The 12,421-nt window shown below is 64.2% G+C and carries 11 protein-coding genes; all 11 read right to left on the bottom strand.

Annotation, left to right across the window (positions count from 1 at the left end):
* Positions 1-20: 20 nt before the first annotated feature.
* The 11 genes from ACX12L_RS08955 to ACX12L_RS09005 all read right to left on the bottom strand — a co-directional run bounded on the left by ACX12L_RS08955 (position 21) and on the right by ACX12L_RS09005 (position 12,420).
* Positions 21-3,629, bottom strand: coding sequence for a hypothetical protein (locus ACX12L_RS08955; protein ID WP_459262326.1), 3,609 nt, complete (start codon positions 3,627-3,629; stop codon positions 21-23).
* Positions 3,629-4,039: a hypothetical protein gene (locus ACX12L_RS08960; RefSeq protein WP_459262327.1), complete on the bottom strand. Its 411-nt coding sequence runs from the start codon at positions 4,037-4,039 to the stop codon at positions 3,629-3,631. The genes ACX12L_RS08955 and ACX12L_RS08960 overlap by 1 nt, the downstream gene beginning before the upstream one ends.
* A gap of 64 nt (positions 4,040-4,103) precedes the next feature.
* The gene (locus ACX12L_RS08965; protein ID WP_459262328.1) at positions 4,104-8,060 is read right to left on the bottom strand and encodes a tape measure protein; all 3,957 of its coding nucleotides are present in this window, start codon (positions 8,058-8,060) and stop codon (positions 4,104-4,106) included.
* Positions 8,061-8,063: 3 nt separating this feature from the next.
* Positions 8,064-8,708 (bottom strand): DUF6441 family protein, encoded by a 645-nt coding sequence (locus tag ACX12L_RS08970; protein ID WP_459262329.1) that lies wholly within the window; start codon positions 8,706-8,708, stop codon positions 8,064-8,066.
* 180 nt (positions 8,709-8,888) lie between these two features.
* A complete protein-coding gene (locus ACX12L_RS08975) occupies positions 8,889-9,287 on the bottom strand; it encodes a hypothetical protein (protein ID WP_459262330.1) in 399 nt (132 codons plus the stop codon).
* Positions 9,288-9,298: 11 nt separating this feature from the next.
* Positions 9,299-10,051 carry a phage tail tube protein gene (locus ACX12L_RS08980; RefSeq protein ID WP_459262331.1) on the bottom strand — a complete coding sequence of 251 codons (753 nt, stop codon included), beginning with the start codon at positions 10,049-10,051 and terminating at the stop codon, positions 9,299-9,301.
* Positions 10,048-10,269 (bottom strand): DUF7210 family protein, encoded by a 222-nt coding sequence (locus tag ACX12L_RS08985; protein ID WP_459262332.1) that lies wholly within the window; start codon positions 10,267-10,269, stop codon positions 10,048-10,050. The genes ACX12L_RS08980 and ACX12L_RS08985 overlap by 4 nt, the downstream gene beginning before the upstream one ends.
* Before the next feature lie 5 nt (positions 10,270-10,274).
* Entirely contained in the window at positions 10,275-10,721 is a 447-nt protein-coding gene (locus ACX12L_RS08990; protein ID WP_459262333.1) for a hypothetical protein, read from the bottom strand.
* Between the two features lie 3 nt (positions 10,722-10,724).
* Complete coding sequence (locus ACX12L_RS08995) at positions 10,725-11,027, bottom strand: head-tail joining protein (protein WP_459262334.1); 303 nt, start codon at positions 11,025-11,027, stop codon at positions 10,725-10,727.
* Entirely contained in the window at positions 11,027-12,040 is a 1,014-nt protein-coding gene (locus tag ACX12L_RS09000; protein ID WP_459262335.1) for a major capsid protein, read from the bottom strand. Before ACX12L_RS09000 ends, ACX12L_RS08995 begins: the two co-directional genes overlap by 1 nt.
* Positions 12,041-12,042: 2 nt before the next feature.
* A complete protein-coding gene (locus ACX12L_RS09005; RefSeq protein ID WP_459262336.1) occupies positions 12,043-12,420 on the bottom strand; it encodes a head decoration protein in 378 nt (125 codons plus the stop codon).
* Position 12,421: the final 1 nt, after the last annotated feature.

A 12,421-nucleotide genomic window follows, 5' to 3' on the forward strand; every position in this document is an offset into this window, starting at 1 on the left:
ATCAGGGGGCATCCACACCATCAGGGCGTGTCTACGTCGCCGCGAATCAGCAACGTGAAGTGGTCGTCGGGCACGGATTCGGGCCCCTGCTGGACGGTGCGCACCACCCACACCGGGAACTGGCTGCCGATGGTGTTGAAGCGCAGCACGTTGCCGGTGGCCCAGCCGTTGCCCCAGCCGAGCGCGGGCAGACGGAAGTACGGCACGCCGGTCGCCGGGTTGTTGGGGGCGCAGTCGGCACTGGTATTGCCAGTAGCGATCACACCTACGTTCTCGCCGATGACCTCGAACGAGGTGCTGTTGGTCATCCGAACCACCCAGCGCTCGGTGAGCGCCCCGCGATTGGTGACCGTAATCGGGTACTGGGTGTGGTTGAAGGTGGCGGTGGCGGCGCTCCCGATCAGTTCATCCGACCAGCTGCCGTTCCAGGTGCTCTGGTCGAACACGAGGTTCACGCGGGCGAACAGGTCACCGGCCACCAGCGCACTGGAAACGAAACTGCCAGAGACCGGATCGCCGGGACTGGCCAGCGGATAGGCGTGCGTCAGCGGGCGCGTGAAGCTGATCTCGCCGTTGATCTGCACGTCGCGCACCACGGCCATGTCCTCGATGCGGTGCTCGATGGTCACTGGCTGGCTGTAGCCGGTCACGTCGGTGAACGTGACGGTGCCTGCTTCGAGATCGGTAACGTAGCCTGTGTGGATCACCACGCCGTTGTGGCCGACCACGCGCACGCGCGACAGACGCACCCGCGTGCAATCGATGGTCTGGCCGTTGCTGACTGAGGCGGTGATGCGACCGGTGTGGCCGACGACGGCGAAGCCTCCTGGACGGAAGATCGGCACACGCCCATCGCTTGGCAGGCGTACCGGGTCGATGCCCAGCAACGCCGCATCCAGGGGCAGATAGCTGTAGGCCACGGCGCTGTAGCGCAGGCTGGAGGCTGCGACCGGCTCTGGCCGGAAGATCTTGCCGTCTGGCCGCACGTTCTCGGCGTCGAACCACGGCTCGCTCTCGTTGCCCGCCGCCGTGACCACGGTGCCAAACCGCACTCGCACAAGGCCAGTGTCGTAATCGACGCTGCCGATGACGCCAGACGCGGTGATCGTGCCGTCGATGCCTGCCGTCACGGTCTGGGTTCCACCCACCGCGCGGGCGAACTGAATGGAGAGCGATCCTGGCCGAAGTGGCGCAGCACCGGTGCGGAACACGTACTCACTGGAGATGTTCTCGCCCACAGTGGTCACGCAACTGGCGCGCGTGATGCTGTTGGTCGCGCCCGCCGACCACGAGGTGAGCGTCACCGCACCAGAGAGGTAGTTGATGCTGCCGCGCGTGACCCAGCCGCTGGGCGTGAATTCGCGCAGCGTGCCCTGACCGTTGTCACCCCAGGGCTGGCTGCCCGCGATGGCCAGCAACACCGTGCCCGTCACCACCTGCGCGTTGACGCCGGGCACCAGCCGAAACGATGGGCTGAACGCGAACGTCTCGCTGTGGTTGCTGGTCGAGCCCGCGCTGTTGTAGCGCAGCTTGACGTAGCCGGACTCGTCGTTCGGGTAGAGCGACGGCGCATCCACGTAGTTGATGCCGCCGTAGTTGAGGCGGAACATCTGGCCCACGCCCGACGCCCAGCCAAGGCGCTGCGCCCCGTAGACGGGACTTGGAATCTTGACCGTGACGTCGGGCTGGAACTGCACCGCCCCGGTGGCGTAGTTGACGCTACCGATGACTTGACCTGCGCGCAGCACATTGCCCGCACCATCGTCGCGGGCGTATTGCGTGGGATCGACCCCGTTCCACAGGCCTAGCCCCATCGCCTGAATCTGCTGCAGCGTGTAGACCCCGAGTACGGCGGTGTCCGTCAGGGTGTTCCACTCGATCTCCAATGAACCCGGCTCGATGGAGCCCAGGGTTGCAGTCACGGGCACCTTGCCCTGGCCGTCCCGCGAGGGGTGCGCGAAGCTGTCTTCCTGCTTGGGGCCCGCAACGTAGTCCACGGTCAGTAGTGCGCCGACTGGCGGCAGGACGTTCGGCGCGAAGCTCAAGAGGTTCTGCGCGACGTTCAGACTACCGGTGGCAGCACCACTGAGCTCGCCAGACGTGGTGGCGGACGCCGTGCGCGTGCCCGTGCCGCTCTCGTGTGGCCAGGTGATGGTGAGCGTGCCCGGCTGAACGCTTTTGCCTTCGGGCGGGGCAAGCTGCAGGGCCTGCGATGCCTTCAGAGCGGCGGTTGGCTGCTGCGTTTCCTGGGTCGGCACGTTCCACGTCAGGATCAGCGACGAGCCCACGTCGGGCAGTGCCCCCAAGGTCACGACGAAGGCCCCGGTGTTCTTGTTGAAAGTGCCCGCGCCGTAGCTGGCATCCAGCCCTTTGAGGGAGCCATTGCCGCCATCCGACAGCACGTACCAACGGCCCTGCGCCATGTAGCTGATGGCAAGCGTGCCGGGTTGCGGCACCGGATTTACGGTGCCGACGTAGGACTGGCTGCGCGATTCTGGCGTGACCGCGATCTCCGCGCTTTGCGGCGCGCGCTGCAGTTGTGCAGCAGGTGTGTAGGTGATGGCCTTGCTGTTGGACATCGAGCCGGAGTTCAGGCTCAGGATGCCGTTGGCGTAGTCGATGGTGCCCAGCGTGCCGCTGGCGGTCTTGAGTAGGCCCGCATCGTCGAAGATCGTGATGCCATCGGTGACGATGGACAGCGACCCCGGCAGGCAGCCACCCGGTAGGTTGAATTTGATGCTGGTGTTCCAGGCATGGCTGGCCGTGTAGCTCACGGGTGCCGCGCCCGGCACCGGCAAACCTGCTGCGGCGTAGGGGGGCACGAAGGAGATCGGCGTCTCGGTCTGGGCGCTGGGCACGAGCTGCGTGTAGATGGACGCGCCCTTGATGGTGAAGTCACCCACATTGGCAGCCTGCGTCAGCGGCACGACGCCGACGTAGGTGCCCGCGTCGGCCACCACCGTGTCGCGCGTTTTCGTGCTGTTGGTTGCCCGCGTGAAGGTTCTGCTGGCGGGCGAGCCCGTGAAATCAAAGCGCAGCGCGTCGCTGATGGCGACGGTGACGACCGCCGCCTTGTAGTCCTGGTCGGTGTTGTAAGTGAAACTGCGCTCGACCACCGACACGGCGGTGGCGCGGATGTACTGCTCCTTCTGCGTGGGCAGTCCTTCGTTCTCGATCAGGACGAGGGTCTGGCCGACGTTGGGCACGGCGTCGCTGAGGCGTTGGAAGAGCTGGATCACCCGCTGGCCCGCAATGTGGTTCTCGAACAGGTAGCCCGCCCACTCCGGCCCTTTGTTGAGGTAGGCCTCGATGCGGGTCTGCGCCTGCTCACGGGTGTCGAAGGTCTTGCGGGTTGAAAACAGCGTGACGCTGACGCGCTCGTCCTGCGGCGGCTCAGCCACGATGACGTTGGCCCCAAAGTAGGTGTCGGTGTCATCCGTGGCCACTTGCACGAAGCTCTTGCGCAGGTTGACACGGCCTCCGGCGCGATCCAGCTCGGAGATGTCGGGGAAGATGGCGTTCGATACGCCATCGGCAATCACGAGGCCCGTGGGCGCGCCGCCGCCTTCGGGCACGTCCGCCATCACGGCGGACTTGAGCAGCTTCACGTCGCCAGATTGAATTGGCATCAGGCAATCTCCAAAAATCGAAGGGTCAGGCGGTAGAAGTCGTTGCCGGATCGCGCTGGGATGCCCAGCACGGGTTCGGCCTCGATGGCGACCTCCTGGTGGCGGAAAGCGACCGTGAAGACCCGGCCATCGGCGAAAGTCAGTTCGAAACGGCCTGTGCTGCCGCCCACCGGAATCGCCGCCCACGCGCGCAACTGCTCGACGGCGGCACGCGTCACCCAGGCCATATCGGGTGCTCCCACCAGGGTGATCGGCCGACCTGCCTGCCGGGTGGCCGACTGGATCAGCAAGGCCCCGGTGATCAGGTAGGACGCATTGGCGACCGCTGGCGACCACGCGTGCTCGTCGCTCCAGAGCAAGTCGTCCGGCAATGGCAGAGCCACCCCGGTGTCGAGGTTCTTCAGTTGCATCGGGAAACCCTCAGGCAGAGAAACAGGAGAGCACGGTCAAGCCGCGTAATAGAGGAGCGCACGGTCAAGCCGTGCGTGCGCGGGCGGCGTCCAGCAGTTGCAGCAATCGCGCTTCGTCGCGCGCATCGACGGTGGCGTTGACCTTCTGTTGTCCCGAGGACAGTTCCACGCGCACTGTGCGGGTGGGCGTACCTTCGGGCAACAACGGACGTGGCAGGTTGCTGCCAACGGGTTGCACCAGACCACCGGTGGCGAAGCCCTGAATGCCCGCCAGCGCACGCCCGGCCAGGGCCTGTGCCGGGGCCGACAGGTTGTTGATGGCTTCAAAGAAGCCCACGCCAAGGCGCGCTACCGCCGATCGGTTGACCACGTACTCACCCGGAGTGAGCATTGCTGGCACGGTGTCGGATTTAGATAGGCCGCCCTTGGCGAAAAATTGGCCATCCAGCGATTCCATGTAGTCAATCAGCTCGCGCTCCAGGTCTTGCTTGCTGTTATTCATGGCCCATTTCCAACGCTCAATAATCGCTGACAAAGCGCCCTGCTCTCGGCTCGTCAAGGTCTTAAGTGACTGCAGGCGTTCGAGCACAGGCTTGTCCAGATTCCACAGTTTCGACCAGTGATTGCGTGTGGCCTGGTTGGCAATCGGGCCGCCCCAGTTGCCCGCGTTGATGCTTTGCATGCCCAGTTCCATCACTTTCTGTGCTTGGACAACTTCCCGGTTTTTCTTCGGTTTTTCGCTCCCCACGAAGCCACCGCTGGCAAAGTGAGCGACGCTATTAGCCAGACGAGAAAGCGCGCCGCTGCCGTACTTCTGCACCGCCGCCTTGCGGATCACGAAGGCCCCGGCATCCAGGGTGCGCGGCACGGTGTCGTGGTGGCCGGAGCCGGGCACCGAGCCACCGCTCATCCGGGGAAAGGCCGGAGCCACCGCACCGCCGTCGGCAAACCTCCGCACGCCACCCACCAGACCGCCAGTGGCATTGGTTTCAACCTTGGTCACGTAGATGGTGTGGGTGCTGGAAGTGTTGCGCCCGTTGAGGCTGTCGATTTCCGCGCGTACCGCACCGACGTTGCTGGCCACCTGATGCTGCGACTCGGTCTGGATGCGATCCAGCGCCTTGATCATCCCCTCGACATTGGTGATAGCCGCCTGCGCCTTCTCGGTCGCCACCTTCAGTTCGAACTGCGAATTCTGGTCAGCGTAGGTCTTGAGCTTGTCCAGCGCCTCTTTCGCCTTGGACACATCGGCATCGACCGGCAGCGTCTTGCCCTCCTTGAGCAGCTGCTCGTATTGCTGCAGCTTCTTCTCGGCTTCTTGCAGATCGGCCTGGATTTTGAGTAGGTACTCCTTCTCGGCCAGCGCTTTGTCCAGATCGGCAATGGCCTGATTGAAGCGCGTCGTATCGGCATCCAGGGTGACCTTCAGACCGTCTTTCAGCTTGGCGGTAATCTGATCGATCTGGGTTTGCGTCTGTTCCAGCGTTTGGCGGATCTGGTCACGGGCCGACAGCGCAGCCTGCGCTGCTGTCTTGTGGGCCTGGGCTTCGGCGTCCAGCGTCTTGTTCAAAATTTCTTCGGATTCGCGGATGCGCTGGATGGCCTGATTGACGCCATCCTTGCCCTGCGCAATCTGCGTGTCGGCATCCTTGGTTTTCTGGGCCAGTTCAGCGCGCAGCTGATCGGCCTGACGCATCAGCGCATCGGCCTGCGCGTATTCCTGTTTGCGGTAGGCCTCGCGGGACTGGGCTTCCAGTTGAGTGACCTGCGACACCGCCTGCTCGGACTGCTTACGGGCGTCTTCGCCGCGCTTGGCCTCACTGGTTTGGCTGCTGGCGACCTGTGCCGCCAAATCCATCGCCTTCTGCGCCAATTGCCGGGCCTGCTCGAATTCGCCATTGCCCAGCGCCTCGCGCGCCTTGGTCTGGTATTCAACGACCTGCCGCTTGCGATCCTCGGTCGCCTGGAACTCGGTCATCCCCTGGCGCTGGATTTCCCGGATACGCTCATCCGTCGTCATCGAGAGCTGGCGCTTTTCTTCCTCGATGCGCTTGACTTCGGCCAGGTGGCGATTGGCCTCCGCGTTCAAGGCATCGATGTGCTGGCGGTATTCCGACAGCGCCTGCGTCATGGTCTGACGCTTGGTAGCCAGGATCTCGTTTTCCACGCGGGTGACGTTTGCCGAACGCTCGGCTTCGGTCTGCCCCTGGCGCTGGGCAGCCTCGCTGCGGGCACGGCCCTCATCGTCGATCAGCTTCAGCGTTGCCGTGGTGGCCTGCAAGCGCAGTGTGGTTTGCTGCGTCAAAGCCTCGATCAGCAGCTGTGTCGACTTGGTGATTTGCGCGGCTTCCGACTGTTTCGAGAGCTCCAGCGCACTTTTTTCCTGATCGAAACGCACCTTCACGGCCTCGACCTGCCGCTGGAGGTTGGCCTCGACGATGGTGGTCAGCCCCTTGTAGGCCTCGGCCATCTTGGCGGTCGAGTCATTGACCGTCTGGTTGGCCTTGGCGACGGCCTGGTCGACTTCGCCGAGCCGGGATTTCAGCTTCTCCAGCGCACTGTGTACGGCCTCGATGCCACGCCCTACTGCCTCCTGCGTGCCCTGACGCACGGCCTCCAGCCGCTTGGCGATCTCCTCGGCGGCGGTCGCTGCAGTGTTCATCGCGCCCTTGGCGGCATCCGCCCCCTTGGAGGCGTCGCCGTACATCTGCGCGAAGATCTGGTTCATCTCCGCGAGGCGTGCCTCGTGGCGCTTGGTGGCCTCGGCAATCGTGTCCGACGTAAAGATGGCGGCAAAGGCTTCCCAGCGGTAGCGCAGCTGTTCAACCGCCTTGACCAGCATCTCGACCATGAAGATGCCCGCCTTGCGGACGATCTCGAATTTCTCGGACAGCCACGTTCCGATCTCCCAGCCGACCAGGAAGGCCCCCAGCACGGCGAACGCCGTCTTGAGCACGCCCACGCTGGCCACGGCAGCAGACACCGAGAGATTCGCCGTCGCCCACGCCGCCGAGGTCGCACTGGCCGCTGCCACGGCCGCCACCCCGGCGGTCTGCCACGCGGTGATGAGCGCCGGAATCAGGCGGTAGATCAGCACCGCCAACCCAACCTCCGCGATGCGCTTTAACCACTGCATCACCGTGTCGAGGTTCTCCGCCAACCACGTCAGAGCCTCGGCCAGCTTCTTGGTGAAGCCGGTCGACTCGTCGAGTTTGCTAATCCACTGCCCGAAAGCATTGCGCAGGCGCTCGAATGCCTGGCTTACCGTGGCTGGCAGCTGGGCGTACTCGCTGGCCAGCCTGTCCTTCTGGCTCATCAAGGCATTGACCACCACGTCGGCGGTGAGGCGGCCTTCTTCGGCCAGCTTGCGCAGCCGCCCAATGGGCACGTTCAGACCGTCCGCCAGAGCCTGCGCCAGTCGGGGGCTGTTCTCGACGACGGAGTTGAATTCCTCGCCCCGCAGCACCCCGGATGCGAGCGCCTGCCCAAATTGCAGCAAGGAGGACTGCGCTTCGGTGGCCGATGCACCTGAGAGGCGCAGTGCCTGCGAGATGCTCTCAGTGATCGTCAACGCGTCCTTCTGCTCGCCACCCAGCATCCGCACCGCCTGCTGCAGCTTGCCGTACAGCGTGGCGGTTTCCTGGATCGGCACGCCGATGCGCTGGGCGATGTCAAACAGCTCCTTTTGGGCGACGGTGTACTCACGCTGGCCAGCGGTAGCCAGCTTCAGGCGCGCGGACATCATGTTCCATGCGTCGGCGATCTGGACGATCTCCTGCACCTTGCCTGCCGCCCAATTGATCGACAGGAATGCCAGCAACTGCGTCTTGGCCGTGGCCACCTGATCGCCGAAGGCCGACATCCCGGCCTTGACCTCGGCCATTCCGGCGGCCGCCTTCTCACAGGCTGTCTTGGCGGTGCTTGAGAGCTCGCCGAGGCTGCGCTCGGCTGAAACGATGGCGCGTTTGAGCCCCTCGTCGGCCCCTTCGAGCGCGACAAGGACAGAAATTCGGTTCGCCATGGCTCAATCCACCGTCCGGATCTGCTTCTCGATGGCTGCCGACAGGCGCGGGATGCGGCCCGCGACCAGACGTTCGACGTCGAGGCGCTTCTTGAGCACGACCTTGGGCACCAGGACGGCAATCGGAATGTCCGCACCGCGTTTGAGGCGCTTGATGCCCTCGGCCTTGCGATAGCGGCGCTTAAAGCCTGCCAGTGGCCGGTCGTGTTCCTTGATGTTTTCGGCCATGAGGACGATGTTCCCCTTTGCGTTCTTGATGAAATAGGCATTGCCGCCGCGCATCAGCTCGGCGATCTGGGCCTTGAAACGTTTTCTGCCGACCCGGCCATTCAGCGGGATCAGCATCCGACCAGCGATCAGGCCACCGCGCTCGTGCATCCCCGACCACGGAATCCGCGAGCCCACGTAGAGCGCGGGCAGGCGGTTCAGGTCTTTGTCCAGCACCTTGGCGGTGAAGCCTTTGAGGAAGGACTTCTTGACCACCGCCATTTGTCCTGCGACGTGGCCGCGCACGTCCTGTTTGAGTTCGGACGCCTCGCTGGCAATGGCCCGCGAGACCGCCTTCTTGACCTTGTTGCGGAACTCGCCGCCCCAGCGGCGCAGTTGGGCCTGCGCGGCTGCGCTATTGATGCGAACGGAGATGCGCATGGTCGGTGAGCCTGTCGAGCGTTTGGTCGAGATGGCGGGCATCGCCGCGCGTTCCGATGGCGACGAGCGACAAAAACCGCGCGTCGCGGGCTGCGTCGCTGCGCGCCGTGGCGGCGACGAAGCCGCGCACCTGCGCCAGGGTGTAGCCGAGGATGTCGGGCAGACGGTGGCCGTGCTCAATCAGGTGTTGGACGGTGTCGAACCAGCCGCCGCCATCACGGGTGGCAGCTTCGTTTGCGCGAAAAGGCCGTCGAGTTTCGGGATCACCGTCCTGGAAAAAAAATCGGCGTTCACCTCGATCACCTTGGCCGCCAGCAGGATAGCCTCGTCGGCAGCCAGCTCATCGACCCACGCGCGAGGTTGGCCGACTGCGATGGCAATGGCCGACAGCAGGTCGTCGCCGCGTTCGCCGAACAGGGCCAGCCAGTCGATCTCGCTTGCGGTGAGCCGCTGCATCACCGGCGAGATCGCCCGCAGGAAGGCGGGCATCTGCCCTACCTTCAGCGGTTTGATGGCCAACGGTTCACCATCGATGACCAGCTCTACCGCCTGCGGGATCAGGGCTTCCAGATCACTCATGGCTGTTCCCCTCACAGTTGGACGATGCGGCCGAACTGCCCAAGCACCGCATCAAAAGGTTTGGTGGTATCGGCCAGCAGCGAGCCTTCCAGCTCGAACTTGTTGTACTCGTCCGAGATGAAGGAGATTTCCTTCAAGGGATCGAAGGCCACGCGGTACAGCTCGACCAGCACCTTGGCGTTGCCCTGCGCGGTGTTGATGCCCTCCAGGCGCAAGTAGCGCTCGGGCAGCGCCTGCGTGAAGATGCCGATCTCGGTGGCGACGCCGTAGCTGTAGGCCGCCTTGAACGGCGCGGTAAATCCGGTGGTATCCAGAAACTGGAGGGCACCGAAGTCGGTGTCGGCGGTGTAGTGCGTGCCTGCGGTCAGCGTCGCGGGCGTGCCCGCCGAGTCGGTCACCACCAGCGCCGACACCTTGGGGTGAGCAAAGAAGTAGCGGTCGCCGACCACCGGAGCAGCGCCGCCGATGGGCTCAAAGGTCACCGAGCCCGTGCTGCCAGTGACGTGGTTGCCGTACAGCGCCAGCGCGAGGTTTTCCTTGGTGAACTCCTCGATGGTGAGATTCACGGTGGCCGACTTTTGCTTGACCATCCGGTGGTCGAGCGAGCGCTGGCCGGTCTGGCTCTCGTAATGCTCCAGCACGTCGGTCTTGAGCGAGAGCTTGAGCTCGGCGACGTTGCCGGGCGAGCGCACTTCGATGGGCAGGCCGGATTCGTCGCGCTTGCCGAGGAAGACGCGGCCCTGAAAACTGGCGTAGGTACTCATGATTTGGATTCCTTACGTTGGGTGGAGATAGGTCGGATGGGCTCAATGGGTGTGCCGTCGCCTTGCGGCTGGGGCTCGGGTACGCGCTGGCGGTCGTGGCGGGCGATGCCGTTGGCGATGAGCCAGTCGGCAGTGCTGCCATCCACATCGAGCCGTTCGCCCGCCTTGTGGGCTTGGCCCGCGTGGGTGTGCGGTTGGGTCAGAACGATGAAAGTCATGGGGGTCATCCTTTGGCTGAAAGATCGGTGTCGAGCGTCCGGTAAGTGATCGCGTAGCGCGCCGGAATCGTGGCGGCCACCGCATCGGCGTCCTCGACGTCCCACTCGCATTCCTGCTCGCGGATGCCCAAGGCAAGGCCACCCAGATTCCGGTCGGCCAGCAGCGCGGCGTGGGCGGCGGTGAGCAGCCGGTCGGCTTCGGTTTCCGGAATGGCGGGAGGTACCGCGCGGGCCAGCGCGACGAGGCGCACCGTGAGCTCGCGTGTGACGCGGTCGTTGGCGCGCTCGGTGATCGATTCGGACTCGGGGAATACCACCAGTGCCGGGCATTGCTCCCGGCTGATGGCCACCGTGGGCGAGCGGTGTAGCGTCGCACTTAAGCGTTCCACCGGCGTTCGGACAGCTGCCATCACCGCGAGCAGGATCTGTTCGCGGATCGAGTTTGCGGCCATAGGTCAGAGCCTCGTAAGATTGGCGCGCATTTCCGAGCCGTCGGCCACGCCCCGGACATCGCGCACCTGATAGGCCGCGCCGTCGATCTCGACCACCTCGCGCACGGTAAGACCCACAAACACCGACGCCGGATAGGTGATGGCGTAGTCGGTGTTCAGAGCCAGGCCGTCAAGGACGGCGGCGTCCGGCGCGGAAAAGCCGACGTGAGCCACCTGCGGCACGTCACCGCCGGAAGGCTGCCAGAGGCACTCCTTCAGCAGGCCCGCGTTCGCAGCGGACTCGTAGATCTGATCGATGAGACCCATCACGCCATCGTCAGCTTCACCAGCACGCCGGGGCGATGGCACATCGGCAGCGGGTTGGACTGCGTGTGCAGGTCGGTGCCCCGGTCAAACTTGCGCGGCTCCTGCTTTGCGTACAGCGACAGGCCGAGCGTATTCACCGTCTCGTTGAAGTCGGCTGGTGCAAAGTAGGTACCGAAGGTGTCGATGGTGCCGGTGGGGAAGGCGTGGGCCTCGCCTGCCTCGATGAAGCGGCGTACGACAACGTTCTCGCCGATTCTCGCAACAGCTTTCCCCCGGTACTCCTCGAAGGTAATGCCGCCATAGGTGAAGCCCTTGCGCACATCGTTGATCAAAATGGCACCGTTTTGCCAATTGGCATAGGCCGTTTTTACCGTCGGGTGGGCAACCAGTGCCGCAAAGAATTCCTGCGAGCACAGCACATGAACACCAGTCGAAAATTCGCCGCTGAGACCTTCTTCGATCGCTGCTGCCGTAGCGATGCAGGCGCCTTTGACGTCACCTTTCTCGTTAGAAAACGGAAACTCGACAACGGTCTGATCGATCTCGAAGGCATCGAACAAATCCACCAGCTCCGACCCATCGGCGTCGAGGATCACACCCTTGAGGGCCCCCATGCGCAGGTGCTCCAGCGTGATGGCGTGCTTGTTGCGCATGGTCTCCAAGTGACGGGCGACGACGTTGGCGATGGATTCGGTTTCAGTTTCCGAACCGAAGGCACGCAGACCTTGCACTTCTTCCGGCAGCACCACATCGTCGTGTGGGATATGCGGCACCACGAAGGAGCGCAGCTTGCGCTTGCCGCGTACGCCAACCGTACCAGGCGAACCCGGTGGCAAGGTGGGCAACAGGTTGAGTACGCCGTTCATCTCCTCCACGATGATTTGGCGCTGACGCACGGGCTTGGGCGGCATCAGGTTCAGTTCTTCCAGTCGCCCGTAGCGGTTGGGCAGGATGTTGATGGCGGCGGTGAGCGCTGCCATCGAGAAAGCAGGATTGCTGAAGGGGTTGTTCATGATCAGGCTCCTTGACGGACGAGCACGCCCAGCGCCTTCAGTTGCGCGATGGCGGCCAGGTTTTCGGCGGTGGTGATTGCGTCTGGCCACGCGAGCGCGTGGTGGGCGACGATGGCGTGGCGCGCAACGACGAGACCGTCATCACGGTCGATCAAGCTGGCGTCGCAGGCCTGTAGCAGCACGCCAGCGGCGACCTGCGTTCCGTCTTCTGCGGACGGATCAAGCTGTTTGAACTTGGCCGTTGCGGTGACGATGCCGACCACCGTGCCCAGCGGCAGGTTCTGGCCCGAAGCGACCGTGACGCGGTCGCGCGAGTAGAGGTTGGGTGCTTCGTACTTGAGCAGGTCGCCCAGGTTCAGAGGTTCGGCGAGAGCGGGCATT

It is taken from the genome of Alicycliphilus sp. T452 (assembly GCF_054512775.1).